The organism is Roseomonas nitratireducens, from assembly GCF_017813355.1.
Lineage (GTDB): Bacteria > Pseudomonadota > Alphaproteobacteria > Acetobacterales > Acetobacteraceae > Neoroseomonas > Neoroseomonas nitratireducens.
Genome location: NZ_JAGIYZ010000015.1, coordinates 89,214 through 113,663 on the forward strand (window position 1 = coordinate 89,214; position 24,450 = coordinate 113,663).

Consider the following 24,450-nt stretch of genomic DNA (forward strand, 5'->3'; position numbering starts at 1 on the left):
ATGTCACAGCACGGCGGATTTCGTGGCGCGTTGCAAGGGGGCCTCGTCCGGCGTCCCGGGATTCCGTGGCGCCGTGCCGCGAAGATGTCGCGCACGCCTGCGCCCGCGGATGCCCCCGCCGCAGGTCGAGCGTCAGAGCGAACTGCCGCCGCAGACGACGATCTGCTGGCCGGTGATCGCGCCGGCCTCCGGGCCGAGCAGAAAGGCCGTCAGCGCGGCGATCTCCTCGGGCAGGATGTAGCGCCCGATCGGCGGCAGCTTCGGCGCCACCGCGCTGCGCGCGGGGTCGCGCAGCATCGGCGTGTCGGTGGCCGCCGGCGCGACGACATTGGCCGTGATGCCCCGCGGGGCGAGTTCGATCGCCCAGGACCGCGCCATGGCGACCAGCGCCGCCTTGGACGCGGCGTATTGGCTGCGCCCGGCCGATCCCGCGGCGGTACGGCTGCCGACCAGCACGATGCGCCCACCTTCCGTCATGCGGGGCACCAACAGGTCCGCCAGCAGCGAAGCCGCCTCGACATGCAGGCGCCAGAGCATCCGGCCCGCCTCGGCATCCAGCGAACCGACCGCGCCGCCGCGCATCAGGCCCGCGGCATGCACCAGGGCGGTGGGGCGAAGATCGGCGACGGCGTCCGGCAGGGCGGCCGCGTCCAGCAGGTCCACCGCACGGTGGGCGAAGCGCGGATCAGCGAGGCCCGGATCCCGGCGGCTGAGGCCGGTGACACGCCATCCGTCACGCAGCAACCGCGCGACGATGGCCGCGCCGATGCCCGAACTGGCACCGGTGACGATCGCGTGGCCTGCGGCGGTCTCCGGCGTCATCCGGCGTCTCCATGGATGGTGGCGCCCAGCTTGACAGCGCGGGCGACCGCCAGATAGCAAAGCGAGACATTTCGAACAAATGTTCGCATTCCGATCAAGCGTGAAGAAGGGGGAGAAGGCGGCGGTGGACGGCACGCGGGGACGCGTCGAGAACCCGAAGAACCTGGTCCAGTCCGTCGCCAAGGCCTTCGCCGTGCTGAAGGCCTTCGGCCCAGGCCAGCCCGAGCTGACGGTCGCCGAGGTCGCCGCCCACACGGGCCACGACCGCGGGACCGCCTTCCGGCTGATTCACACCCTGGTCGGCCTGGGCTATCTGCGCACCGTGCCGGACGGGCGGCGCTTCCGGCTGACACTGAAATGCCTGGAACTCGGCTATGCCGCGCTCTCGGCCGGCGACCTGCCGGCCCTGGCGCAGCCGCTGCTGCGCGAGCTGGTGCCGGAGGTGGCCGATGCCGGCTCCCTCGGCCTGCTGGAGAAAGGCGAGGTGATCTACCTCGCCCGCGTCGAGGCCGGGCTGGAGCGCCACGGCGTGGTGCGCCGCCCTGGCACGCGCATCGGCGCCTACGCCACCGCGCTCGGCCAGGCGATCCTGGCGTGGCTGCCGCGCGACGAGCAGGTCGCGCAGCTCGAGAGCGTGCCCCGCGTGAAGCTGTCGGACCGCACGCTGACCGACCTCGACGCGCTGCTCCTGCGGCTCGATGAGGTCAGGGCCCGTGGCTACGCGGTCTCCGATGGCGAGAACGCCTATGGCCTGCGCACCGTTGCCGCCCCCGTGCTCGATGCACGCGGCGCGCCGGCGGCGGGGGTGAGCCTGACCGCCGGCGGCGACCGCCTGACGCTGGCCGAGTTCACCGCCCTGACCGCACCGCGCGTCCGTGCGCTGGCAGATGAACTCGGCACCGCGCTGCGCCTGTCCCTCGGCGCCATCGGCCTGGGCGGGGGGACGCGATGACGCGACCGGTCCTGCGGCTGCTGGCCGACGACCTGACCGGCGCGCTGGACACGGCGGCCGAGCTGACGGGACTGTGCGGCGCAGTGCCGGTGGGCTGGGCGGTCGATGCCGCCACGGGCAGCCTCGCCATCGATGCCGGCACGCGGGAGATCTCGCGGGAGGAGGCGACGGCGAGGGTGCGCGCGCTGGCACCCGCGCTGCGCGGCGCGGACATCGCCTTCAAGAAGATCGACAGCCTGCTGCGCGGCCATGTCGCGGCGGAACTCGCCGCCTGCCTTGGAACAGACGCCTGGCAGCATGTCGTTCTCGCCCCCGCATTCCCCGCGCAGGGGCGCGTCACCCGCGGTGGCCGCGTGATGCTGCGGCAGCCCGACGGGACGCTGTCCGGCGTCGGGCCGGGGCTGTCCGACCTGCTCGCGCCGGAGGGTCTGCGGCCGCGACGCGGTGATCCCTCGGCGCCCCTGCCGCCGGGCCTGTCGATCTTCGACGCCGAGGACGAGGCGGATCTGGCCCGCATCGCCACACTCGGCCGCGCCGCGGCCGGCCCGGTCCTGTGGTGCGGCAGCGGCGGCCTCGCCCGTGCCCTGGCAGCCCACGCGCCGGCGGCCGCGAGCAGCGCGCTGCGCGGCCCGGTGCTTGGGCTGTTCGGCTCCGACCAGCCGGCGACGGCGCGTCAACTCGCCGCCTGCGCGCCTTGCACGATCGCCGTGGCGGAAGGCGACGCGCAGGCGGCGGCCGACATCGCGCGCATGTTGGCGGAGACGGGCGTGGCCATGGTCACCATCGCCTTGCCCGATGGGCTCGGCCGCGCCGATGCCGCGCGCCGCATCGCCGCGGCCATGGCGGGACTCACGCGACGACTGCCACCGCCCGGCACATTGATCGCCGCGGGCGGGGAGACCTTGCGCGCGATCTGCGACGCGCTCGGCGCGCGCGGCCTGGAGGCGACGAGCCTCGTGCAGCCGGGCGTGCCGCGTTCCGTCTTCCGCGGCGGCGCCTGGGACGGCGTCGCCGTCATCTCGAAATCCGGCGCCTTCGGCGGGGATGCGCTGTGGCGCGACCTGCTGGCCGAAACCATCGTGCCCTCCTGGAGCATTCCCGCATGACGCCGCGCCATCTCGCAATCACCATGGGCGACCCGGCGGGCATCGGGCCGGAGATCATCGTCAAGGCGTGCCTTGCGCTGACGGACCGGATCGCCGCCGGCGCATTGCGGCTTCTCGTGATCGGCAGCGGCGTCGCGCTGGAGCGCGCGCGCGCGGCACTGGCGCCGGAGCTCGCGATACCGGAGGTCTCGGCCAGTGACCGCGACTGGCCGGCGCTCGGCTTTCTCCAGGCCGGGCCAGAGGGCGCGCCGATCGCGCCGGGGATGCTCAGCGCCGATGCGGGCCGCTTCGCCTATCTTGCGGTCGAGCACGGCGTGCGGCTCGCCCAGGCGGGCAAGGTCGGCGCCATCGTCACCGCGCCGCTGAACAAGGAAGCGCTGAACAAGGCCGGCTACCACTATGCCGGCCATACCGAGATGCTGGCCGAACTGACCGGCGTGAAGGGCAGCGTCATGCTGCTGGCGCACGGCAACATGCGCGTCAGCCACGTCACCACCCATTGCGCGCTCGAGGATGTGCCCAGGCGCGTCACGCCCCACCGCATCCGCCTCGTCCTGGACCTGACGCAGCAGGCGCTGCGCGGCCTCGGCATCGAACGCCCGCACATCGCCGTAGCCGCGCTGAACCCGCATGCGGGGGAAGGCGGGCTGTTCGGTCGCCAGGATATCGACGTGGTCGCCCCCACCATCGCGCAGGCGGTGGCCGACGGGCTGCATGTGACGGGCCCGGTGCCGGGCGACACCGTCTTCGTGAAGCTGCGCGCCGGGCAGTTCGACGCGGTGGTGGCGATGTACCACGACCAGGGGCACATCCCTGTGAAGCTGCTCGGCTTCCATGTCGATCCGGCGACGGGGCGATGGGATGCGCTGTCGGGGGTGAACATCACCCTTGGGCTGCCGGTGATCCGCACCTCGGTCGACCACGGCACCGCCTTCGACATCGCCGGCAAGGGCATCGCCAGCGAGCGCAGCCTGATCGAGGCCATCGAATACGCCGAGCGGCTCGCCGCCCATCGCCCCGCCACGCTGGACCCCGGCCCATGACCGACCTGCTTCGCGCCATCGAGATCGACCGCCCGGCGCGCATAGCCTTCGGCCCCGGCCAGGTGGCCGCCATCGGGCCCTGGGCACGCGAGCGGGACATCACGCGCAGCCTCGTCATCGCTGGCGCGTCCAACGCCGCGCGCGTCGAGCTGCTTGGCCTGCCGGGCGAGGTGACGGTCTTCGGCGCGGTGAAGCCTGAGCCCGACATCCCCAACCTCGAAGCCGCCCTGGCGATCGCCGAGCGCACGCGGCCGCAGCTGGTGGTGGGCTTCGGCGGCGGCAGCGCGATGGACCTCGCCAAGCTCGTCGCCGTGCTGCCAGGCAGCGGCCAGACGCTGGCCGAGGTGGTTGGACCGGAGAAGGTGGCCCGCCGCAGCGTGGCGCTGGCGCAGGTGGCGACGACCTCGGGTACCGGCAGCGAGGCGGGATCGCGCGCCCTCGTCACCGACCCCACGAGCCGCAACAAGCTCGCGGTGCAGAGCCGGCACATGGTCGCCGACCTCGCCGTGATTGATCCCGACCTGACCATGAGCGTGCCCGCCGCGGTGACAGCGGCGACCGGCGTCGACGCGCTGGCGCATTGCGCCGAGGCATTCACCAGCCGCAAGGCGCATCCGCTGATCGATCTCTATGCGCTGGAGGGCATCCGCCTCGTCGGCCGCTTCCTGGCCCGCGCCGTGGCGGATGGCAGCGATAGGGAGGCGCGGGCCGGGCTCGCCCTGGCGTCGCTCTATGGTGGCTTCTGCCTCGGTCCCGTGAACACGACGGCGGGGCATGCGGTGGCCTATCCGCTCGGCACCCGGCACCATGTCGCGCATGGCCTCGCCTGCGCGGTGATCTTCCCGCACACGCTCGCCTTCAACGCGTCGGCGATGCCGGAAAAGACGGCGCTGGTCCTGGACGCGCTCGGCCTCGGCGGCGCGCGGGACGCGCTCGCCGCCGCCCATGGCTACTGCACCGCGCTCGGCATCGAGATGCGCCTGTCCCGCCTCGGCGTGCCGGAGGACGACTTGCCCGCCATGGCAACGGAGGCGCATGCCATCCGCCGCCTGCTCGACAACAACCCGCGCGAGATGAGCCGCGAGCAGATCCTTGAGATCTATCGCGCGGCGCTGTGAGGAGATGCCCATGCCCGACGCCGCCGGCGTGATCGAACGCCCCGAGATCCTGACCCCGGCGCCCGGCGATCCGACGCGCATCGAAGCGTTCATCCCCACGCCCTGCGTGCAGAACCACGCAGCCTTCCTGCTGCCGCTGCCCGGCGGCGACATGGGCTGCGTGTGGTTCGGCGGGACGCAGGAGGGCGTGCCCGACATCTCGGTGCACTTCTCACGCCTCGCCGCGGGGGCGGATCGCTGGTCGCCGGCGGTGCGGCTTTCCAACGACCCGACACGGTCGGAGCAGAACCCGCTGATGTTCCACGCGCCCGACGGGAAGCTCTGGCTGCTCTGGACAGCACAGGTCTCGGGGAACCAGGACACCGCCATCATTCGCCGCCGTATCTCGAGCGATGGCGGCCGCAACTGGGGACCGATCGAGACGCTGTTCGGCGAGCAGCCCGGCTTCGGCACCTTCATCCGCAGCCCGATAACGGTGCTCGACAGCGGCGACTGGCTGCTGCCGATCTGGCGCTGCACGAAGCCGCCGGCGGGCGCCTGGACAGGCGACCTCGACACCAGCTCGGTGATGATCTCCTCGGATTCCGGCGCGACCTGGACGGAGCACGCGGTGCCTGGGAGCACGGGCTGCGTCCATATGAGCATCGTCGACCTGCGCGACGGCACGCTGGTGGCCTTCTATCGCAGCCGCTGGGCTGACTCGATCCATATGAGCCGGTCTTCCGACGGCGGGCGGGCCTGGTCGGCGCCGGTGCCGACGGACCTGCCGAACAACAATTCCTCGGTGATGGCGATCCGCCTGGCCGATGGCCGGCTCGCCATGGCCTACAATCACGCGAGCGTGGCCGATGCGACCGGACGGCGCGTGTCGCTCTACGACGACATCGGCGGCGAGGAGCTTGCACCGGCGGTGCCGCCCAGCACCGGCCGTACCGCCTTCTGGGGCGCGCCGCGCGCACCGATGACGCTGGCGCTCTCGTCCGACCAGGGCCGCAGTTGGCCCGTCCGGCGCAACCTCGAGACGGGCGACGGCTACTGCATGACCAACAATTCGAAGGACCGGCTTAACCGGGAATTCTCATACCCGTCGCTGTGCCAGACGCCGGACGGGATGCTGCACGTCGCCTACACCTACTGGCGGCAGACCATCAAATACGTCCGCATCGCACCCGGCTGGGTCGCGGGAGAGGGCAAATGACCATGCTGAATCCGCGCGGCGTGTTCTGCGCCGCGCTTACGCCCGTGACGGCGGCGCTCACGCCCGACCATCCGCTGTTCGTGGCGCATTGCCGTCGGCTGCTTGCGCAGGGTTGCGACGGCATCGCCCTGCTTGGCACGACCGGGGAGGCGAATTCCTTCTCATCCGACGAACGCCGCGCGCTGCTGGAGGCAGTGGTCGCCGCGGGCATTGCGCCGGAGCGCCTGCTGCCCGGCACCGGCGTCACGGCGCTAAGCGAGACGGTGGCGCTGACGCGCCATGCGCTCTCGCTCGGCGTCACCACCGTCGTGATGCTGCCGCCCTTCTACTACAAGGGCGTGACGGATGACGGCCTGTTCGCCGCCTATGCCGAGGTGGTGGAGCGCGTGGCGGATCCGCGCCTGCGTGTCGTGCTCTACCACATCCCGCAGATGTCGGCGGTGCCGATCCCCTTCCCCGTGATCGCGCGGCTGCGCGACGCCTTTCCCGGCACCTTCACCGGCATCAAGGATTCGGCCGGGGATCTCGCGCACATGAACGCGCTGGTCGACACCTTCCCCGGCCTCGCCGTGCTGGCCGGCGCCGATCCGCTAATGCTGCCGCTGCTGCGCAAGGGCGGTGCAGGTTGCATCACCGCCACATCGAACCTGGTCGGCGCCGACCTCGCCTTCGTCTTCCGCCATCATGCCGATCCCGCCCGTGCGGCGGAGGTGGAGGCGGCGCAGGCGCGCATCGTCGGCATGCGCAACCGCGCATCGCGCTTCGCGCAGATGGCGTCGCTGAAGGCGCTGCTGGCGCATCGCACCGGGGAGGACGGCTGGCATCGGCTCCGCCCACCCCTGCTGCCGTTGAGCGAGGCGGAGCGCCGAGTGCTGCTGGACGAGTGAGGAATCTACCTGGCCGCGGCAACGCCCGCGCCCATTCACCGTGAGGGAGGACACCATGAATCGACGCAAAGTTCTGGCCACGGCCGCCGCAGGCGGCCTCGGGTTGCTGGCGACGCCGGCCGTCCATGCGCAGGATGCCTGGCCGCGCGGCCGGCCGATCCGCGTCATCTGCCCCTGGCCGCCGGGAGCGGCGAACGACGCGCTGGCGCGCCTGCTGGCGCAGCGGCTCCAGGAGAAGCTGGGGGCCACCGCGGTGGTCGAGAACCGCACCGGCGGCGCCGGCCTGATCGGCACCAACGCCGTGCTGCAGGCGGCGCCGGACGGCTACACCCTGCTCGCCTCGGCCTTCAACACCGCGGTCATGCCGCTGGTGCTGCGGGGCGCGACCTTCGATCCGCAGCGCGACCTCGAAGTGATGGCGCGCACGGCGCAGGCGCCGCTGGTCATGGTGATCAGCGGCCAGCGCCCGCAGCGCACGCTGGCCGAGGTCGTCGCCGCGGCCCGGGAGAAGCCGCGCGAATGGAGCTTCGCGATCTCCTCCCTCGGGTCGGCCGGCCATCTCGCGACGATCGAGTTCCGGCGCCGTACCGGCGTCGAGATCGACATGGTGACCTATCGCGGCACGCAGCCCGCCCTGACGGACCTGATGGGCGGGAACGCGCATCTGCTGATCGACCCCAGCTTCGCTCTTCTGCCAGCGACCGGGGACGGCCGGGTCCGGGCGCTGGGCATCGCGACGGCACAGCGTTCCGCGCTGGCGCCCGACGTCCCGACCATGGCCGAGGCAGGGCTGCCGGACTACCGCTTCCAGTCCTGGTACGGCGTCTGGGCCCCGAAGGGCACGCCGGCCGAGATCAACCAGCGGGTCAACGCGCTGATGCAGGAGACGATGCGCGAACCAGCCATGGTCGATCGCCTGAAGAGCCAGGTGCTGGAGCCTGTGACCGAGAGCATCGAGGAAACGCGGCGCTTCATCGCGGCGGAGATCACCCGCGCCACCGAACTGCTGCGCAGCGTCAACTACCAGCCGGAATAGCCGCAGGGCGCTCTCACGCTGCCCGGGGGGAGCACTCGCCCCCCACGCCCCGCCGCACAGGCCCCCGGCCTTGTGCGGCCCCCTGGCGTGCCGCAGTCTCCGCGTGGGAGCAGGAACGGCCATGCAGGACGCCGAGATCGCGTGGTGGCCGTCGGACGCCGTCCGGCGGGACGCCAACTGGACGAACTTCGTCGCGCAGTGCGGACTGCCGGACTACGGCGCGCTTGCGGCCCGCGCCTCGAGCGAACCCGAGTGGTACTGGCGGGCGCTGTCGCGCTGGCTTGGCTTCCGCTTCCGCCAGACGCCCAACCGCATGCTCGATCTCGCCGACGGAGTCGCGCATCCGCGCTGGTGCCTCGGCGGGACGGCCAATCTCTACGACACCGCCGTCGGTGCGACGCTCGACCTGGCACCCGACCGCGCCGCGGTGATCTGGGAAGGCGAGGAAGGCGACACGCGGTCCTGGACCTATGCGGATCTCGACCGCGAGGCGGGGCATCTGGCCGCGGGGCTCGCGCGGCTCGGACTTGAGGCGGGCGACGTCGTCGGCTTCTATCTGCCGATGCTGCCGGAAACCATGGCCGCCTTCATGGCTTGCCTGCGCCTCGGCTGCGTCACGCTGCCGCTGTTCTCCGGCTTCGGCGGCGACGCCGTCGCGCAGCGCCTGGCGATGAGCGACGCGACAGTCGTCCTTACCGTCGACGGCACACGGCGTCGTGGCCAGGACGTGGCCATGAAGCCCGTGCTGGACGAGGCACTGCGCGGCAACGGCCGCGTCCGCCACATCGTCGTGCTCGATCATCGTGGCCTGCCGACGCCGATGACGGCGCCGCGGGACGTCTGGTGGCACGCGGTCGCGACGCCGACCGAACAGGTGCCGCCGCCACGCGAACTGCCCGCCGAGCACACGGCACTGGTGATGTATACCTCGGGCACCACGGGGCGGCCGAAGGGCGCGGTGCACACGCATTGCGGGCTCGGCATGAAGCTGGGGCAGGATGCGCGGCTCACGCTCGACATGAAGGCCGGGGACCGGCTCCTCTGGCCGACGGATTTCGGCTGGTTCGGCGGCACCGTCACGATCCTCGGCAGCCTGCTCGCCGGAGCGACGCTGGTGATCGCCGAAGGCGCGCCGACCTGGCCCGAACCCGACCGCCTGCCGCGCCTGATCGCGAAGCATCGCGTCACGCATTTCGGCACTGCACCGACACTGGCCCGCATGCTGCGGCGTGACGCGGGGACCATGCTCGAACGCCACGACCTGTCGTCGATACGCGCCATCCCTTCCAGCGGCGAGGCGTGGGACCGCGAGACCTGGCTGTGGGTGATGCAGCGCGTCGGGGGTGGCCGCGCGCCAATCCTGAACTTCTCAGGCGGCACGGAGATGTGCGCCATCGTCGCCTCCAACATCCTGTTTCCGCAGAAGCCCTGCAGCTTCAACGGCGCCGTGCCCGGAACCGGCGGGGACATCGTCGATCCTTCGGGTCGCAGCGTGGCACCGGGCGAGGTCGGCGAACTGGTGATGCGCGAAGCCTGCATCGGCACGACGCGTGGCCTGTGGCGCGACGAGGCCCGCTACATCGAGAGCTACTGGACGCAGATTCCTGGGATGTGGGTGCAGGGCGACCTCGCATCCCGCGATGCCGATGGCTTCTGGTTCCTGCATGGGCGCTCGGACGACACGATGAAGGTCGCAGGCAAGCGCATCGGCCCGACCGAGATCGAGGAGGTGCTGCTCGCCAGCGGCACGGTGACCGAAGCCGCCGCGGTCGGCGTGCCGGATCCTGTCACGGGTTCGGCCGTCGTCTGCGTCGCGGTAGCCGCGCCGGGACAGCCAGGGGATGACGCGCAGGGTTCGAGGCTGGCAGACGCCGTCGCGGCGGCGCTCGGCAAGTCCTTTCGGCCGAGCCGGGTGCTCTTTGTCGCCGACCTGCCCAAGACACGATCGATGAAGGTGATGCGCCGCCTGGTGCGCGCGACCTTGACGGGCCAGGCGGCAGGCGATCTGTCGAGCCTGGTCAACCCCGAAGCGGTGCGCGACCTCGCACGCCATGTTTAAGCCACGAAGGAATAAACGGCATGACCGGCACCTATGAAGGCTACCAGCGCCTGCGCTTCGATCGCCCTCATCCGCGCGTGCTGCGGATCACGATGGACAATGGCAAGATGAACACCGCGGACGCGGCCATGCATGCCGAGCTGGTGCGCATCTGGCGCGACATCGACGCCGACGACAGCGTCGGCTGCGCCATCATCACCGGCGCCGGCAACACCTTCTCGGCCGGCGGCGACTTCGCGATGGTGCAGGCCATCACCGAGGATTTCGACACGCGCACCCGCGTTTGGCGCGAGGCGCGCGACATGGTCTACAACATCATCAACTGCCGAAAGCCCGTGGTCAGCGCCATGCGCGGCGTGGCGGTCGGCGCGGGGCTCGTCTGCGGCATCCTGGCCGATGTGTCGATCGCCACGAAGGACTGCCGGATCACGGACGGCCATACGCGGCTCGGCGTCGCGGCAGGCGATCACGCAGCGATCATCTGGCCGCTGCTGTGCGGCATGGCGAAGGCCAAGTACTACCTCATGACCTGCGATCTGCTGACGGGCGCCGAGGCGGAGCGCATCGGGCTGATCTCGCTTGTCACCGAGGACGACGAACTCGACGCCAAGGCCGTGCAGGTGGCTTCGCGGCTGGCGGAAGGCGCGCAGAGCGCCATCCGCTGGACGAAGTACGCACTGAACAACTGGCTGCGCATGGCCGGGCCAAGCTTCGACGCATCCCTGGCGATGGAGTTCATGGGCTTTACCGGGCCGGAAGTGAAGGAAGGCCTCCAGTCGCATCTCGAGAAGCGGCGGCCGGCCTTCCCGCCGGCCAGCGAGGTCTAGAAGGCCTTCCGCCGGCTCGCGATCCCGCCATCGACGGTCACGATCGTGCCGGTGGTATAGCCGGACAGGTCGGAAGCGAGGAACGCCACCAGCGCGCCGATCTCGTGCGGATGGCCGGCGCGGCCGAACGGCATCGGCGCCATTGTCTCGCGCCAGCGTTCCGCGTCGCCCAAGCTGTCCTGCGCGCGACGGCGCAACAGCCCCTCCAGCCGCTCCGTCAGGATAGGGCCCGGGTTGATGCCGACCACGCGCAGCCCGTCGGAAGGCGCCGCGCCGCCCAGCGCGCGCGTCAGCCCCATCAGCGCGGCGTTGCCGGTGGAACCGGCGACATAGGTCGCGTCGGGATTCTCGCCGGCCGAGCCGATGACGTTGACGATGACGCCGCGCCCGCGAGCGCGCATCAGCGCGTAGAAGCGGCGGCACATGTTGATGTAGCCGAAGACCTTCAGGTCCCAGGCCGCGCGCCAGCGCGCTTCCTCGACCTCGTCGATCGACCCGCCGGGGATGGCGCCGGCATTGTTGACCAGGATGTCGATCCCCGGGAACTCCGCCGCCAGCGCATCGACACTGGCGCTGGCCGAGAGGTCGAGCGCACGAACCGTCACGCCCACCTGGCGGGTGGCGCGCAGCCTTTCCTCCGCCGCCGCAAGGTCGGCGGCGGTGCGCGACACCAGAACCAGGTCGCAGCCTTCGGCCGCCAGTGCCTCGGCAGCGGCAAGGCCGATGCCCTTGGACGCGCCGGTGATCAGCGCACGGCGCCCGCGCAGGCCGAGATCCATCAGAACTGCATCCTGCACTTGCTCTGTTCGATCGTCCGGAAGGCCTCCGTGGCAGGCACCACGCCGACGATCTCGTAGTAGTCCCAGGGGTGGCGCTGTTCGGAAGGCGCCTTGATGCGTGCCGTCAGCATGTCGTGGATCAGGCGGCCATTGGGCAGGAGCCTGGCGTTGCGGGCGAAGAAATCCTCGAAGGGCCGGTCTCGCATATAGCCGCGCACGTCCTCGGCCTTCGTGCTCCCGGTCGCCTTCACCGCGTTCAGGTATTGCGAGACGGCTGAATAGACCCCAGCCTGGAACATCGTCGGCTGCTTCTGGCGCGTGGCGAAGAAGCGCCGCGCGAAGGCACGCGTCTGCTCGTCCCGGTCCCAGTAGAAGGCGGTGACGAAGTTCAGTCCCTGCAGCGCGTCGAGCCCAATGGCATGTACGTCGGTGATGACCGTGAACATCGTGCCGATCTGCTGGCCGCGCTGCACCAACCCGAATTCGCGCACCTGCTTCAGCGCGTTGATCAGGTCCGTCCCGCCGGCGGTGAACATCACGAATTTCGCGCGGCTCGCCTGCGCCTGCAGCAGGTAGGCAGCGAAGTCCGTGGTACCGAGCGGATGCGCGACCGACCCCACGACGCGCCCGCCGGCGCCCTGCAGCGTGTCGCGCGCCGCGGCGGCCAGCGCGTGGCCCGCGGCATAGTCCTGGTGAATGATGAACCAGGTGTCGAGGCCGCGGCGCATCTGCAGAAGGGCGCTGCTGCGCGCCACCGAATAGATGTCCCAGGTCCAGGACAGGCCGTAGCCGTTGCAGTCTTCTTCCGTCAGGCGGTCGATGATGGCGGTGCTGAAGATGCACAGCTTCTTCGCCTGGCCGGCCACGGTGTTGACCGCCAGCGCGACCGAGGAGGTCGGGCAGTCGAAGATCGCGTCCACGCCCTGCGTGTCGTACCAGCTTCGCGCGGTGTTGGAACCGACATCGGGGCGGTTCTGGTGGTCCGCCGAGACCAGCTGCACGCGCTCGCCAAGCCCGGAATCCGCGATCGCCATGCGCGCGGCCTCGACCGAGCCGACGCCGGCATAGTCGGCGTAGACCGAGCTCATGTCGCTCAGCACGCCGATCTTCAAGGCCGGGGCCTGGGCGCGCAGCGAGGGCGGCGCAGCGAGACCGGCAAGGGCGGTGCCGAGCACCGTGCGGCGGCCGAGCCTAGCGAACAGATCGTTGGTCATGGCGTTCCTCCGGGTGCCGGCATCGTGGCGCGGCTTTCCGGCACGGATGCTTCCATGCCGGGCCGCCGGCAGCAATGGCCCGGCCTTGCCGATACGGCACGGAAGGATCGATAGTCCGCGGAAAGGGACAGGAAACGTCGATGGCCCGGCTGGCAGGCAAGGTCGCGCTCATCACCGGTGCGGGCACCGGGATCGGGCGCTGCACCGCGGAGCTTTTCGCCCGCGAAGGTGCGAAGGTGGTGATCGCCGAGATCGACGCGCCAAGCGGCGAGGAGACGGCGCATCGGATCCACGCCGCCGGCGGGCAGGCGATCGCGGTCACGACCGATGTGGGCGACCCCGACAGTTGTGCCGCCGCCATCCGGACCGCGGTGCAGCATTATGGCGGCCTGCACGTGCTGCACAACAATGCGGGCGGGTCGACCAGCGTCGATTCCAACGTGGTGGACGCGCCGCTCGAGGAATTCTGGCGCGCCATCCGGCTCGACCTGTTCGGCACCTTCCTCGGCTGCCGCTTCGGCATTCCCGAGATCGCGAAGAGCGGTGGAGGCTCGGTCATCAACATGGCTTCGGTGGTCGCGCTGATGGGCTTCCCGGGGCGGGACTGCTACACGGCGGCGAAGGGCGGCGTGGCGGCCTTGACGCGGTCGCTTGCGGTCGAGTTCGCGCCGCGCAAGGTGCGGGTGAACGCCATCGCGCCGACGATCACCCTGACCGAGCGCGTCCGCGGGATCCTCGCCGGCAATCCGGCTATGCAGGGGCTGACGGAGATGCACCTGCTCGGTCTCGGCGAGCCGATGGACATGGCGCAGGCCGCGCTCTACCTCGCCTCCGATGAATCCCGCATCGTCACGGGCATCGTCCTGCCAGTCGACAGCGGCCTGGTGACGGTGTGATGCGCATGCCGACGGCCCAGATCCTTGTCGCGCGCGACATCGCGCTGGTCGATAAGCCGATCACCGTCGGCCAGCCCGGTGTACGGGACCTCCAGGCGCTTGCACGAACCTCGGAACGCCGATCGGTGTCCGAGATCGTCAGCCGCGGTGAGGGCTGACATGGACACCGCCTGGATCCCGCCACCCGAGGTCATCGCCCGCGCGCAGGTCACGCGGCTGGCGCGTGAACTCGGCTGCGCGGACTTCGCGGCGCTGCAGCGCTTCTCCGTCGCGCAGCCGGAGGCCTATTGGCGCCACCTGATGGGCTTCCTGCGCATCGCCTGGTCGCGCGATCCCACGGGCTACGTCTCGCTGCCCGACGGCCCTGCCTTCCCGGACTGGTTCCCCGACGGCGAACTCAACTGGGTGGACACGATCTTCGGCTGGGGCCGCGACCCCGCACGCCGCGATCGCCCCGCCATCATCGCGGAATGCGAGGACGGCACGGTGCGCAGCATCACCTGGGGCGAGATGGAAGCGCGCGTGCTCTCCTTCGCTGCCGGGCTGCGCGCGCGCGGGCTTCAGCGCGGCGATCGCATCGGGCTGCTGATGGAAGGCGGCATCGAGGCGGTGGTGACCTTCCTCGGGATCTCTGCGCTGGGGGCGATCTGCGTGCCGCTGTTCAGCGGTTTCGGCGTCGATGCCATCGTCGCGCGACTGTCGGGCTGCGGCGCGCGCGCGCTCGTCGCCACCAGCGGCTTCCACCGCCGCGGCCGCCTGGTGGACATCGCCGGGCTTATCCGCGAGGTCCGCCCGAACCTGCCAGGCCTCGAGCTCCTGATCCAGAAGGGAGCGCCCGCACCGGATGCGGTGGCGTGGGAGGATGTGGAAGCGCCGCCCACGCAGGACCTGCCCGCGCGGATGGGGCCCGATGACCCGCTGATGGTGATCTATACCTCCGGCACCACCGGCAAGCCCAAGGGCGCGGTGCACACCCATGGCAGCTTTCCGCTGAAGGTCGCGCACGACGCCGCGGTGCATTTCGACATCGCGCCCGACGACCGTTTCTGTTGGCCAGCCGACATGGGCTGGATCGCAGGGTCGCTGATCCTGTCCTGCGCACTCACGCGCGGCGCCACGCTCGTCTGCTATGATGGCGCACCGGATTTTCCCGATTGGGGCCGCATGGCGGGGCTCGTGGAACGCCACCGCGTGACACATTTCGGAGCCTCGCCAACGCTGATTCGCAGCCTGGCCGGCAACATGCCGCATTCGATCGCCGCGGACCTGTCATCGCTGCGATTGCTGGTTACGGCGGGCGAAGGCATCGATCCCGAACACTTCCTCTGGTACCAGCGCCACATCGGTGGCGATCGCTGCCCAGTGATCAACTACACCGGGGGCACCGAGGTCACCGGCGGGCTTCTCGGCAACGTGCCGGTGCTCCCGATCGTGCCAGCCGGGTTCAACGCCATCTCGCCGGGCGTGAGCGTCGATGTCCTGGACGACAGCGGCCGGCCCGTGCGCGAGCAAGTCGGCGAGCTTGCCATCCTCGCCCCCTTCGTCGGGATGACGCGCGCCTTCTGGCAGGATCGCGAGCGCTACATCGAGACCTACTGGTCGCGCTTCCCCGGCATCTGGGTGCATGGCGACCTCGCGATACGGCGCGAGGATGGCGTGTTCTTCCTGCGCGGACGGTCCGACGACACGCTCAAGATCGCCGGCAAGCGTTTGGGATCGGCAGAGGTGGAGGAAGTCCTGCTGGCGATCCCCGGCGTGGCGGAGGCCGCCGCGATCGGCGTGGAAGATGCCGCCAAGGGCCAGAAGCTGGTGGTGTTCGTCGTCGCGGCGAAGGATGCGCCAGCCGACTTCGCGGAGGCCATCGTACCGCGCGTGGAGCGCCACCTTGGCCGCGCCTTCCGCCCGGCCGCAGTGCATGTGGTGGCGGAACTGCCCAAGACGCGCAGTCTCAAGATCATGCGGCGGGTCATCCGCAACCTCTATTCCGGCCAGCCGCCGGGCGACCTGACGGCGCTCGACAACCCCTCGGCGCTGGCGCCGCTCAGGGCGCTGGCGGTCTAGCGAAACATCATCGCAAGGGAGGCGATCCATGCTGCACCGCCGAGACATCCTGCTCGCCGCCGCCGCCGTGACGCCGCTTTCGGCACCCCGGGCGCAGCGCGCCTGGCCGGGCGGGCCGATCCGGCTGATCGTCTCCTTTCCGCCCGGCGGCAGCGTCGACCTCGTGGCGCGCAGCCTGCAAGCACCGCTGCAACGCATCCTCGGCGTGCCAGTTGTGGTGGAGAACCGCACCGGCGCCAGCGGGGCGATCGGCACTGGCGCGGTGGTACGGTCAGCACCCGATGGCCTGACCTTCCTCGTCGTGTCCGACGTGCACGCGGCACTGCCGGCTTTGATCCCGGACCTGCCCTTCGACAGCAGGCGCGACCTCGCGCCCGTCATGCTGGTCGGCACCGCGCCGATGCTGCTGTGTGCGCATCGGACACGACCTTGGCGGACAATGCAGGACATGATGGCGGCGGCGAAAGCGCAGCCCGAGCGCATCACCTGCGGCACAAGCGGCAATGGCACACTCGCGCATCTGGTGATGGAAATGATGCAGCAGGTGGGCGAGTTCCGCACCACGCACGTGCCCTATCGCGGCGGCGCGCCACTGGTGCAGGCTGTGATGGCCGGCGAGATCGACCTGTGCATCGCCTCCGCCGCGCCGATCGGCGGGATGGTGCGCGATGGCACGCTGCGGCCGCTGGTACAGACCGGCGGCGCGCGCTCCACCCTCCTGCCGGACCTGCCGACAGCAAGGGAGGTGGGGCTCGCGGGCATCGACGCCAATGCATGGTGGTGCGTTCTCGCGCCCGCCGCCGTGCCGCCAGCGATCCTGGACACATTCCACGCCGCACTGGTCGAGGCGCTGGCACCGCAGGAGATGCGCGCGCGCATGCTCGCCACACTCGGCATCGAGGTGGTGGCCTCCTCACGCGCCGAGTTTGGTACCTTCGTGAACGCGGAGTTCGACACCTGGACCCGCGTCATCCGTGAGCGGAACATCAGGGCCGACTGACGAGCGCCTTCAGCTTCGCCACCGCGCTTCCCGGCGTGGTGAGAACCGCCCGGCCCAGCGCCTGCTCCACCACTGGCGCCGCGCGCGACAGGCTGAACTGCGCCAGCGCGATCGCGTCGCAATCGGCCAGTTCGCGCGCCGCGGCCACCACCAACCGGTCATGCTCCGCCATGTCGCCGGCCTGCAGCGCGGCGAACGCGCCCTCGGCCAGTTTCGGCACCAGCGTGATGCCAGGCGGGAACTCCGCCGGCATGGTCGCGAGCGTGCCGGGGAAGGTCGCGAGCAGGCCGATGCGCGATCCGGCGGCACAGGCGGCCTCGACCATTGCCTCGTTCGGCTTGAGCACGGGCAGTGGCGCGAGGGCAACCGCACAGGCCTCGATGCAGGGACCGAAGGCGCTGCAGGTGAACAGGATGCCGTCCGCGCCGGTGCCAGCGGCGTAGCGGGCCAGTGACAGGAACCGCGCGGTCATGCCCGGCGGCAGCACGCCCTCGCCGCGGTCGGCAAAGAGGCTGTCGTCCAGCAGGTTCATCACCACCGCTTCCGGCCACAGCCGCGCGAAGGCAGTCTCGATCGGCGGAATGGAGACGGCGCCGGCGTGAATGAGCGCGATGCGCATAGCGCCTCAGTCCGCGGTGATTCGGTGGTCGCGGATCACCGCGCCCCAGGTCGCAACCTGGCCAGCGAGAAAGATGCGCATCGCCTCCGGCCCGTCGAGGCGCAGCCGCGCCTGCTGTGTCTGCGTGACCTGCTGTGCCACGCGCGCCTCCTGGAATGCCGCACGCGTGGCACCGAGCATTGCGTCGATCATTGCCGCCGGCGTGCGGGCCGGCGCGAGCACGCCCCACCAGGTCTCGGCAAGGAAGTCGGGGAAGCCTTCCTCGGCCGAGGTCGGTACCGACGCCATCGCCGGCAGGCGCGCTTCGCCGAGCTGCACGATCGGGCGTAGCCGGCCGTCCGCGATCTGCGGCGCCAGCAGGGCGGCGCTGCCGATGATCATGTCCACATGTCCGGCGACGGCGTCGTTCAGCGCAAGCCCGCCACTGCGATAAGCCGCATGCGCCATGCGCACGCCGGCACCTGCCGCGAAGCGCGTCATCGCCAAGTGCCCCGTCGTGCCGTTGCCGGTCGAGGCGTAGCTCAGGTTTCCGCCGCGTGCCGCGGCCACGACCTCGGCCAGGGCCCGCCAAGGGCGCGAGGGATGCACCGCGATGACATTGGGCGCAGTCGCAATCAGCGTCACGGGCGCGAAGTCCCGCGTCACATCGAATGACAGGTTCGGAACCAGCGCCGGGAGCACCGCGAAGCTGTCAGAGGTGACCAGCCAGGTCTGCCCGTCCGGCGCGGCGCGGGCGGCGAGCTCGGTGCCGAGCGAAGTGGCCCCGCCGCCGCGGTTCTCCACCACGACCTGCACGTTCAGGTTCTGCTGGAGGCCACTCGCGAGCAGTCGCCCCATGATGTCGGTCGAGCCGCCGGGCCCAAAGGGGACGAGAAGCTTCAGCGGCCCGGCCGGCCATGACTGCGCGCGCGGCGATCCGATCGGCATGGTGGCGATGGCGCCGATCATGACGCTTCGCCGCCGCAGACGGTGATTGTTCATCGCGTGCATTCCCTTCCCTGACGCAATCCTTCCATTATGCGGTGCAGGCGGCAATGCTTGGCTGATCGCAGGGCGGGAAGGCGTGGCGATGGCGCATCCGGCCCATTCGCGCGTGGCCGGCGGCATGCGGCGAGGGCGCAGCCGTTTGTCTCATCGCCCACCGTGACAGGACTAGGCCCCGGGTCTGGAGGCATGACCGCGCGCGACAATGCGGATCCGGCACCGAGCGCTGATCGGTTGGTGCCGGAGTTTCCTCGCGATCGTCTCTTCGGTAGAAGCCGGCCATGGACAACAGCACGGCGACCAAGCCTTACAGCAAGCTGAAGGGCGACCCCTATCGGGCGTATGAGGAACTGCCCTCCGAGGTACGCCGGGCGCTGCAGGAAGCCCTTGTGGACTGGTGCCCATTGCGTGCCCGGGAATGGCACTCTCAGTTGCTGCGCCAGCGGGGGTTGCGACCATCCCAGGTGTCGTCGTTCCTCGTCGACGCCATTCGTCGGTACGACAATGCCGAGATCGCCGCATTCGCGAGGACATGGCCCAAGGGTCCAAAGGCCTATCCGCACCTGGCGGCCGGCGCGACTCTCCAGCGCTACGCCGGAAAGGAGGGCATTCCTGCTCCGCATGACAAGGCTGCCGCGACAACGTCGAAGCGGCCCAAGGCCTCAGCGCAGCGGAAGGCGCAGCGCCGCGCACGGCGCTGAGGGACTACAAGGAGTGGGCCATTCGCCGTGCCGGATCATATCCGGCTGCAGTTTGTCCGGCTCGCAAGCGTCGTGCGGTGTGGCTCCCGCGGCAAGTAACCTTGATCGGCCGGACGCGAAGCATTCGGAGGCGACCGCTGCCCTTTAGGACGCCGTCCGTTCGCGCTGCATCTGGACGAACGGTGCAGACGTTGGGTGGCGAAGCACGAGACAGCTGAGCAACCCGTCGCCGGTCCGTCGCCCGGGTGTCGGCCGTCGTTCTCGTCGGGAGTACGGGGTCGGCGCCCTTTCCGATCGGCGGTGGCCGCGGTTGCGGATTTCGCTGCGTCGGTGGCGGCATCGGCTCAGAACACGACCACAAAGTCGAATCTCGAACAGAACCTGCGCCCGGCAGTGAGAGCATTTCCAACCTTGACAGGCAGCCGCGCCGAGAGGGCCGATGGCCCGCGTGCGCCGGAAACCAGTGCTCACCATCCTCGATAAGGTTCTCGGTGACGGAGAACGTGAGTTACCTGGCACTCAGGTCTCTCGGACCCGCAACGACCCGCTGCCGGCTCGGCCGGATATTCTGGACCGGTTTGACGCAGGTCAACGCGTTCCCGACTGAAATACCACGATATCTCGTCGCCGCGGGAGCGCTCGGGAGCATCGATCCATGAAGAAGACTGCCAAGAAGATCCCTCAGTCGGCGCAGCAGGATCGGGCGCAATCGCTTCCAGCCGAAGACGCGCCCCGCGCCCTGGACCCGCATGGCCCCTCGGTCGCCGAGCGCATGGAGGCGGGGAAGGCGCTGCGTGCACGCCACCCTCGCACCGCGCACGCGGAATGGAAGCGGCCGGCGCAGCGACAGGATCCGGTCGCCATGTTGCAGGCATCGGATGCGGAGCGGCTGCCCGAACTCATCCCGATCCGATACGGACGGATGCTGCAGTCGCCCTTCGCGTTCTTCCGCGGGTCAGCCGCCGTGATGGCCGCCGACCTGTCAGCCACCCCGGCCACCGGGCTCCGGGTGCAGGCCTGTGGAGATTGCCACCTGGCGAATTTCGGCGGGTTCGCGACGCCGGAACGCAACATCATCTTCGACATCAACGACTTCGATGAGACGCTGCCGGCCCCATGGGAGTGGGACGTGAAGCGGCTCGCGGCTTCCTTCGTGCTCGCGGCGCGATCCATCGGCCTGTCGGACGGCAAGGGGCGGGACGCCGCGGTATCCGTGGTGCGCGCCTACCGCAAGCGCGTTCGCGAGTTTGCCGAGATGCATCCGCTCGAAGTCTGGTACGCACGCATCACGGCCGAGGATGTCCTGGCCATGGTGCCAGCAGCACGCGTGCCGCTCCTCAGGGCGCGCATCGACAAGGCGCTGTCGGGCAGCGGCTCGGAGTTCGACTTCCCGAAGCTCGCAGGCGTGGTCGGCGGCCGTACGTCGATCCGGGATACGCCGCCGCTCATCTTCCATCCCGATCTTGCGCGCTCGAAGCAGTTCGACGAGATCCTGAACCAGGTCTTCGCGGCCTACCGGGAAACGCTGAGCGACGATCGGCGCGTGCTGCTCGACCGCTACCGCGTGGTCGATGCCGCGATCAAGGTGGTGGGCGTGGGCAGCGTCGGCCGGCGATGCTGGATCGTGCTGATGATGTCCGCGTCGAACGATCCCCTCTTCCTGCAGTTCAAGGAGGCCGCGGCCTCCGTGCTCGAACCCTTCGCCGGCGCAAGCGCCTATGGGCATCACGGGCAGCGCGTGGTGGCCGGGCAGCGGTTGATGCAACCGGCCTCGGATCTTTTCCTCGGCTGGGTCACCGCCGCCAACGGAAAGCAGTTCTATGTCCGGCAGCTCCGCGACGCGAAGATCAAGCCGCTGATCGAGACCTTCGACGACGAGTTGCTCGAGCTGTATGCGCGCATCTGCGGCTGGTCGCTCGCGCGCGCTCACGCCAAGAGCTCGGACGTCGCCGGCATCGCCGGGTATCTCGGTTCCGGCGACGCCTTCGACGATGCCGTGGGCAACTTCGCGGTGGCCTATGCCGACCAGGCGGAGCGTGACCATGCCGTGCTGAAGGCTGCGGTGAGGCGCGGCGCCGTGACCGTACACCTGGAATCTTAGCCTCACGAGAGGCGTGAGAACTGGCCGTGATGGCTCCTTTCGAGAAGACACGGCGATCGGCAGGCTTCACCGGCGGCTTCGCATCGGCGCTGCTCGGCGGCCAGTTCGACGGACTGCCGGTGCAGGAGAAGCCCTTCGCGGCGACGCTGGGAGTGCTAGGCGCCGACGAGATGGTGGTACAGGATGTTCGGGCGTCGCGGCATCTACCACGATGGCTGCTACGCCAACACGACGCCGCCGAACCCGCCTGGGACAGCGCGACGCGGCCGCCGACGGACGTGGTCAACGGCTATCGCTGGGAAATGTAGAACCTCGCCGAGGACCCGACCCAGTCGCGCGCCCTCGCGGCGCAGCACCCGGACAAGCTGCGCGACCTTACGATCAGCCCGGACGCGAGCACGCCGCCGCGGCCCGCGGCGCCCAACTGACGCGGCACTCGCCACGGCGAGGTCCCGCATGGGAACATGCGGGGCCGTGATCGCCTCCGATGCCAATCTCCATGAAGACTGACCCTCCACCAATCGCCTGGCGCGCAGCGATGCTCGTCGTGCTGGTCGCACTACCGTTCCTGATCGCCGCGCTACTGGTCGGCCCACCCGCGCCACGCGCGGCGGAGCGCGCGCGCCAGGGCTTCGTCGGCTCAACGACCTGCGCCACCTGCCACGCGGCGGAAGCCGCCGCCTGGCGGGATAGCGACCACGCCCGCGCCATGGGCGCGGCAACGCCCACGAATGTGTTGGGCGATTTCTCTGGTGTGAGCATCGTCGACGGCCGCCACACCGCGACGTTCCTGCGTGATGGCGAGCGATATGTCATCCGCACGGATGGGCCCGATGGAACGGTCGCCGATTTCGTCATCACCGAAACCTTCGGCGTCGATCCGCTTCAGCAGTACCTGGTGCTGTTTCCCGATGGCCGCCGGCAGGCACTGCCCTGGGCATGGGACAGCCGGTCGCGTGAACAGGGTGGCCAGCGCTGGTTTCATCTTGCGGCGAATGACCCATTGCCCGCGACCGACCCGTTGCACTGGACAGGGCGCGAGCAGACCTGGAACTTCATGTGCGCCTCGTGCCACTCGACGGGCCTCGAACGCGGCTACGACGCGACGACGGACCGCTACGCCACGACCTGGACCGAGATCAGCGTCGGATGCGAGAGCTGCCATGGGCCGGGTGCCGCGCATGTCGCATGGGCGCAGGCCGGCGCGCGCAACGATGACCCGCATCGCGGCCTCTCCACCTGGCTACGTGATCGTTCTGGCGGCGCCTGGCGCTTCGCGGCCGACGACCCGCGCGGCATAGCGCGCTGGGAAGGCCCGCCACGCCAGTCCACCCCGGCGCAGGTCGAGACCTGCGCCCCCTGCCACGCGCGCGCCCGCCCGCTGGTGCCGGACCCGTCGCCCGGTGGCCGCTTCCTCGATACCCACGCACCGATGCTACTCGAGCGCGGCGAGTACCACGCCGATGGCCAGATCCAGGGCGAGGTCTTCGAATGGGGCTCCTTCGCGCAGTCCCGCATGAGCCGCGCCGGGGTGGTCTGCGCCGATTGCCACGATCCGCATCGCGGCACGCTGCGCGCGGAAGGTAACGCGGTCTGCGCGCAATGCCACCTGCCCGCGCGCTTCGACACGGCCGAGCACCATCGCCACGCGCCGGGCAGCGCGGCTGCGCAATGCGTGTCCTGCCACATGCCGGCGGTGACCTACATGGGCGTGGACCGACGGCGGGACCACGCCTTCAGCATCCCGCGCCCCGACGTCGCGGCGCAGATCGGCGCGCGCGACACCTGCACGACCTGCCACATCGGCCGCCCGCAATCCTGGGCAGCGCGGCACATCGTGGAATGGTTCGGGCCTCGCCGACGCGACGATCCGCACCCCGCGCTCGCCATCGCCGCGGGACGCGATGGGCGGCCAGGCGCCGATGCCCTGCTTGCCGCTCTGGCGACCAATCGCGCGCATGCACCGATCCTGCGCGCGACGGCCGTCTCGCTACTTCCCATGCCGCCCTCACCGGCCACGGCGCAGGCAATCGGCGCAACGCTGCTCGATCCTGATCCGCTGGTCCGGGCGGCGGCGTTGCGCACGCTCGATGGACTGCACCCGCGCAACCGTCTGCACGCGGCGCGCTTCCTTGCGGACGAAACACGTCTTGTGCGCATCGAGGCGGCGCGCGCCCTTGCACCCGTGCCGCTCGACGCCCTGCCCGAGGCGGCGCGGCCCGCCTTCACCCGCGCCTGGGACGAATTGCTGGCGAGCGAGCGCGTCGCCGCCGAACGGCCCGAGGCGCATGTGAACATCGCTGGCCTGCTCGCCGCGCGTGGCGACATGGCCGGCGCCGAGGCTGCCTACCGCGATGCGCTGGCACGCGACGCAACGCATCTCGGGGCGCTGGTGAACCTCGCGGATTTCGAGGCGCGGCGCGGGCGGCAGGACGCGGCGGAGGCCGCGCTGCGGCGTGCTGTCGCCGCGCATCCGCGGGAGGCCGAGGCGCATCATGCGCTGGCGCTGGCGCTCGCCCGACAGGGGCGCGCCGCCGATGCGCTTGCGCCGCTGGCCGAGGCCGCCGGGCTGCGACCCGATGAGCCTCGCTACGCCTATGTCCAGGCGATCGCGCTCAACCAGCTGCGGCGTACGGAGGAAGCGGCCGCCGTGCTACGGGCGAACATTGCCCGCCACCCGCGCCATCGCGACAGCCTGATTGCCTTGGCGACCATCGAGCGGGACCGCGCGAATCTCGTCGAAGCGGAACGCCTGGCTGCCGAGGCCGCCGCACTCAACCCCACAGATCGCGAGGCGGCTGCCCTGCTGGCGCAGTTGCGCGCGCTACGCCAGCGCCTGCCAGGCATGCGCTAGAGAAGCTGGCTCGCGGCAAAGGCGCTGGAGAGGACAGTGCGGAACCAGCGGCCACTCAGTCGATCTGTCTGCGCCCGCGCGCCGCACAAGGGGAGAAGCGGCGCAACAGCGGCCAGGAAGATCCAGCCTCAGGCGAAATGGCGAGCGAGAAGATGGCTCCCCTTCGGCGTCATGACCCAAATTGAGTCATGGC

Annotated in this window: 22 protein-coding genes; 17 read left to right on the plus strand and 5 right to left on the minus strand. The window is 70.4% G+C overall.

The window, feature by feature from the left end; all coding sequences use genetic code 11:
- Window positions 1-132: 132 nt before the first annotated feature.
- Window positions 133-822, minus strand: coding sequence for an SDR family NAD(P)-dependent oxidoreductase (locus tag J5Y09_RS15875; protein WP_209352795.1), 690 nt, complete (start codon window positions 820-822; stop codon window positions 133-135).
- A 79-nt stretch (window positions 823-901) separates the two neighbouring features.
- On the opposite strand from J5Y09_RS15875, the gene J5Y09_RS15880 reads away from it, so the two are divergent.
- From J5Y09_RS15880 to J5Y09_RS15920, 9 genes are all read left to right on the plus strand, one after another.
- Window positions 902-1,774 (plus strand): IclR family transcriptional regulator, encoded by an 873-nt coding sequence (locus J5Y09_RS15880; RefSeq protein WP_209352796.1) that lies wholly within the window; start codon window positions 902-904, stop codon window positions 1,772-1,774.
- Complete coding sequence (locus tag J5Y09_RS15885) at window positions 1,771-2,880, plus strand: four-carbon acid sugar kinase family protein (protein ID WP_209352797.1); 1,110 nt, start codon at window positions 1,771-1,773, stop codon at window positions 2,878-2,880. Before J5Y09_RS15880 ends, J5Y09_RS15885 begins: the two co-directional genes overlap by 4 nt.
- Window positions 2,877-3,923, plus strand: a complete 1,047-nt coding sequence (pdxA, locus tag J5Y09_RS15890) for a 4-hydroxythreonine-4-phosphate dehydrogenase PdxA (protein ID WP_209352798.1) — start codon at window positions 2,877-2,879, stop codon at window positions 3,921-3,923. Before J5Y09_RS15885 ends, pdxA begins: the two co-directional genes overlap by 4 nt.
- Window positions 3,920-5,041 (plus strand): iron-containing alcohol dehydrogenase, encoded by a 1,122-nt coding sequence (locus tag J5Y09_RS15895; protein WP_209352799.1) that lies wholly within the window; start codon window positions 3,920-3,922, stop codon window positions 5,039-5,041. The genes pdxA and J5Y09_RS15895 overlap by 4 nt, the downstream gene beginning before the upstream one ends.
- Window positions 5,042-5,051: 10 nt before the next feature.
- Window positions 5,052-6,239: a sialidase family protein gene (locus J5Y09_RS15900; RefSeq protein ID WP_245217166.1), complete on the plus strand. Its 1,188-nt coding sequence runs from the start codon at window positions 5,052-5,054 to the stop codon at window positions 6,237-6,239.
- A complete protein-coding gene (locus J5Y09_RS15905; protein ID WP_209352801.1) occupies window positions 6,236-7,126 on the plus strand; it encodes a dihydrodipicolinate synthase family protein in 891 nt (296 codons plus the stop codon). The genes J5Y09_RS15900 and J5Y09_RS15905 overlap by 4 nt, the downstream gene beginning before the upstream one ends.
- A 55-nt stretch (window positions 7,127-7,181) precedes the next feature.
- A complete protein-coding gene (locus J5Y09_RS15910; protein ID WP_209352802.1) occupies window positions 7,182-8,162 on the plus strand; it encodes a Bug family tripartite tricarboxylate transporter substrate binding protein in 981 nt (326 codons plus the stop codon).
- Between the two features lie 121 nt (window positions 8,163-8,283).
- Window positions 8,284-10,221, plus strand: coding sequence for an AMP-binding protein (locus J5Y09_RS15915; RefSeq protein WP_209352803.1), 1,938 nt, complete (start codon window positions 8,284-8,286; stop codon window positions 10,219-10,221).
- A gap of 20 nt (window positions 10,222-10,241) precedes the next feature.
- Entirely contained in the window at window positions 10,242-11,048 is an 807-nt protein-coding gene (locus J5Y09_RS15920; protein ID WP_209352804.1) for an enoyl-CoA hydratase/isomerase family protein, read from the plus strand.
- Here J5Y09_RS15920 and J5Y09_RS15925 read toward each other — a convergent pair.
- On the minus strand, window positions 11,045-11,827 hold the full coding sequence (locus J5Y09_RS15925; protein ID WP_209352805.1) for a short-chain dehydrogenase/reductase: 783 nt from the start codon (window positions 11,825-11,827) through the stop codon (window positions 11,045-11,047). The two genes, J5Y09_RS15920 and J5Y09_RS15925, sit on opposite strands and share 4 nt — an antisense overlap.
- Window positions 11,827-13,041, minus strand: coding sequence for an ABC transporter substrate-binding protein (locus J5Y09_RS15930; protein ID WP_209352806.1), 1,215 nt, complete (start codon window positions 13,039-13,041; stop codon window positions 11,827-11,829). Before J5Y09_RS15930 ends, J5Y09_RS15925 begins: the two co-directional genes overlap by 1 nt.
- A gap of 140 nt (window positions 13,042-13,181) precedes the next feature.
- Here J5Y09_RS15930 and J5Y09_RS15935 point away from each other — a divergent pair, with 140 nt between their 5' ends.
- The 4 genes from J5Y09_RS15935 to J5Y09_RS15950 are packed head-to-tail and all read left to right on the plus strand — an operon-like array spanning window position 13,182 to window position 16,998.
- A complete protein-coding gene (locus tag J5Y09_RS15935; RefSeq protein WP_209352807.1) occupies window positions 13,182-13,937 on the plus strand; it encodes an SDR family NAD(P)-dependent oxidoreductase in 756 nt (251 codons plus the stop codon).
- A complete protein-coding gene (locus J5Y09_RS15940; RefSeq protein WP_209352808.1) occupies window positions 13,937-14,095 on the plus strand; it encodes a hypothetical protein in 159 nt (52 codons plus the stop codon). The genes J5Y09_RS15935 and J5Y09_RS15940 overlap by 1 nt, the downstream gene beginning before the upstream one ends.
- Before the next feature lies 1 nt (window position 14,096).
- A complete protein-coding gene (locus J5Y09_RS15945) occupies window positions 14,097-15,998 on the plus strand; it encodes an AMP-binding protein (protein ID WP_209352809.1) in 1,902 nt (633 codons plus the stop codon).
- Between the two features lie 28 nt (window positions 15,999-16,026).
- Window positions 16,027-16,998: a Bug family tripartite tricarboxylate transporter substrate binding protein gene (locus J5Y09_RS15950; RefSeq protein WP_209352810.1), complete on the plus strand. Its 972-nt coding sequence runs from the start codon at window positions 16,027-16,029 to the stop codon at window positions 16,996-16,998.
- Here J5Y09_RS15950 and J5Y09_RS15955 read toward each other — a convergent pair.
- Window positions 16,985-17,617 carry an aspartate/glutamate racemase family protein gene (locus J5Y09_RS15955; protein WP_209352811.1) on the minus strand — a complete coding sequence of 211 codons (633 nt, stop codon included), beginning with the start codon at window positions 17,615-17,617 and terminating at the stop codon, window positions 16,985-16,987. The genes J5Y09_RS15950 and J5Y09_RS15955 overlap by 14 nt on opposite strands.
- A 6-nt stretch (window positions 17,618-17,623) precedes the next feature.
- Window positions 17,624-18,607 (minus strand): Bug family tripartite tricarboxylate transporter substrate binding protein, encoded by a 984-nt coding sequence (locus tag J5Y09_RS15960; RefSeq protein WP_209352812.1) that lies wholly within the window; start codon window positions 18,605-18,607, stop codon window positions 17,624-17,626.
- 275 nt (window positions 18,608-18,882) lie between these two features.
- On the opposite strand from J5Y09_RS15960, the gene J5Y09_RS15965 reads away from it, so the two are divergent.
- The 4 genes from J5Y09_RS15965 (at window position 18,883) to J5Y09_RS15980 (ending at window position 24,257) form a co-directional block, all read left to right on the plus strand.
- On the plus strand, window positions 18,883-19,302 hold the full coding sequence (locus J5Y09_RS15965; protein ID WP_209352813.1) for a DUF6525 family protein: 420 nt from the start codon (window positions 18,883-18,885) through the stop codon (window positions 19,300-19,302).
- A 655-nt stretch (window positions 19,303-19,957) separates the two neighbouring features.
- Window positions 19,958-21,403: a DUF2252 domain-containing protein gene (locus J5Y09_RS15970; protein ID WP_245217167.1), complete on the plus strand. Its 1,446-nt coding sequence runs from the start codon at window positions 19,958-19,960 to the stop codon at window positions 21,401-21,403.
- Between the two features lie 29 nt (window positions 21,404-21,432).
- Window positions 21,433-21,711, plus strand: a complete 279-nt coding sequence (locus tag J5Y09_RS15975; protein WP_209352814.1) for a hypothetical protein — start codon at window positions 21,433-21,435, stop codon at window positions 21,709-21,711.
- Between the two features lie 191 nt (window positions 21,712-21,902).
- Entirely contained in the window at window positions 21,903-24,257 is a 2,355-nt protein-coding gene (locus tag J5Y09_RS15980; protein ID WP_209352815.1) for a tetratricopeptide repeat protein, read from the plus strand.
- The last annotated feature ends 193 nt before the right edge of the window (window positions 24,258-24,450 follow it).

Bases quoted from the DNA above. Each gene is read 5' to 3' on its own strand.
- J5Y09_RS15875 (WP_209352795.1), bottom strand. From the start codon at position 822: ATGACGCCGGAGACCGCCGCAGGCCACGCGATCGTCACCGGTGCCAGT.
- J5Y09_RS15880 (WP_209352796.1), top strand. From the start codon at position 902: ATGTTCGCATTCCGATCAAGCGTGAAGAAGGGGGAGAAGGCGGCGGTG.
- J5Y09_RS15885 (WP_209352797.1), top strand. From the start codon at position 1,771: ATGACGCGACCGGTCCTGCGGCTGCTGGCCGACGACCTGACCGGCGCG.
- pdxA (WP_209352798.1), top strand. From the start codon at position 2,877: ATGACGCCGCGCCATCTCGCAATCACCATGGGCGACCCGGCGGGCATC.
- J5Y09_RS15895 (WP_209352799.1), top strand. From the start codon at position 3,920: ATGACCGACCTGCTTCGCGCCATCGAGATCGACCGCCCGGCGCGCATA.
- J5Y09_RS15900 (WP_245217166.1), top strand. From the start codon at position 5,052: ATGCCCGACGCCGCCGGCGTGATCGAACGCCCCGAGATCCTGACCCCG.
- J5Y09_RS15905 (WP_209352801.1), top strand. From the start codon at position 6,236: ATGACCATGCTGAATCCGCGCGGCGTGTTCTGCGCCGCGCTTACGCCC.
- J5Y09_RS15910 (WP_209352802.1), top strand. From the start codon at position 7,182: ATGAATCGACGCAAAGTTCTGGCCACGGCCGCCGCAGGCGGCCTCGGG.
- J5Y09_RS15915 (WP_209352803.1), top strand. From the start codon at position 8,284: ATGCAGGACGCCGAGATCGCGTGGTGGCCGTCGGACGCCGTCCGGCGG.
- J5Y09_RS15920 (WP_209352804.1), top strand. From the start codon at position 10,242: ATGACCGGCACCTATGAAGGCTACCAGCGCCTGCGCTTCGATCGCCCT.
- J5Y09_RS15925 (WP_209352805.1), bottom strand. From the start codon at position 11,827: ATGGATCTCGGCCTGCGCGGGCGCCGTGCGCTGATCACCGGCGCGTCC.
- J5Y09_RS15930 (WP_209352806.1), bottom strand. From the start codon at position 13,041: ATGACCAACGATCTGTTCGCTAGGCTCGGCCGCCGCACGGTGCTCGGC.
- J5Y09_RS15935 (WP_209352807.1), top strand. From the start codon at position 13,182: ATGGCCCGGCTGGCAGGCAAGGTCGCGCTCATCACCGGTGCGGGCACC.
- J5Y09_RS15940 (WP_209352808.1), top strand. From the start codon at position 13,937: ATGCGCATGCCGACGGCCCAGATCCTTGTCGCGCGCGACATCGCGCTG.
- J5Y09_RS15945 (WP_209352809.1), top strand. From the start codon at position 14,097: ATGGACACCGCCTGGATCCCGCCACCCGAGGTCATCGCCCGCGCGCAG.
- J5Y09_RS15950 (WP_209352810.1), top strand. From the start codon at position 16,027: ATGCTGCACCGCCGAGACATCCTGCTCGCCGCCGCCGCCGTGACGCCG.
- J5Y09_RS15955 (WP_209352811.1), bottom strand. From the start codon at position 17,617: ATGCGCATCGCGCTCATTCACGCCGGCGCCGTCTCCATTCCGCCGATC.
- J5Y09_RS15960 (WP_209352812.1), bottom strand. From the start codon at position 18,607: ATGCACGCGATGAACAATCACCGTCTGCGGCGGCGAAGCGTCATGATC.
- J5Y09_RS15965 (WP_209352813.1), top strand. From the start codon at position 18,883: ATGGACAACAGCACGGCGACCAAGCCTTACAGCAAGCTGAAGGGCGAC.
- J5Y09_RS15970 (WP_245217167.1), top strand. From the start codon at position 19,958: ATGAAGAAGACTGCCAAGAAGATCCCTCAGTCGGCGCAGCAGGATCGG.
- J5Y09_RS15975 (WP_209352814.1), top strand. From the start codon at position 21,433: ATGGCTCCTTTCGAGAAGACACGGCGATCGGCAGGCTTCACCGGCGGC.
- J5Y09_RS15980 (WP_209352815.1), top strand. From the start codon at position 21,903: ATGAAGACTGACCCTCCACCAATCGCCTGGCGCGCAGCGATGCTCGTC.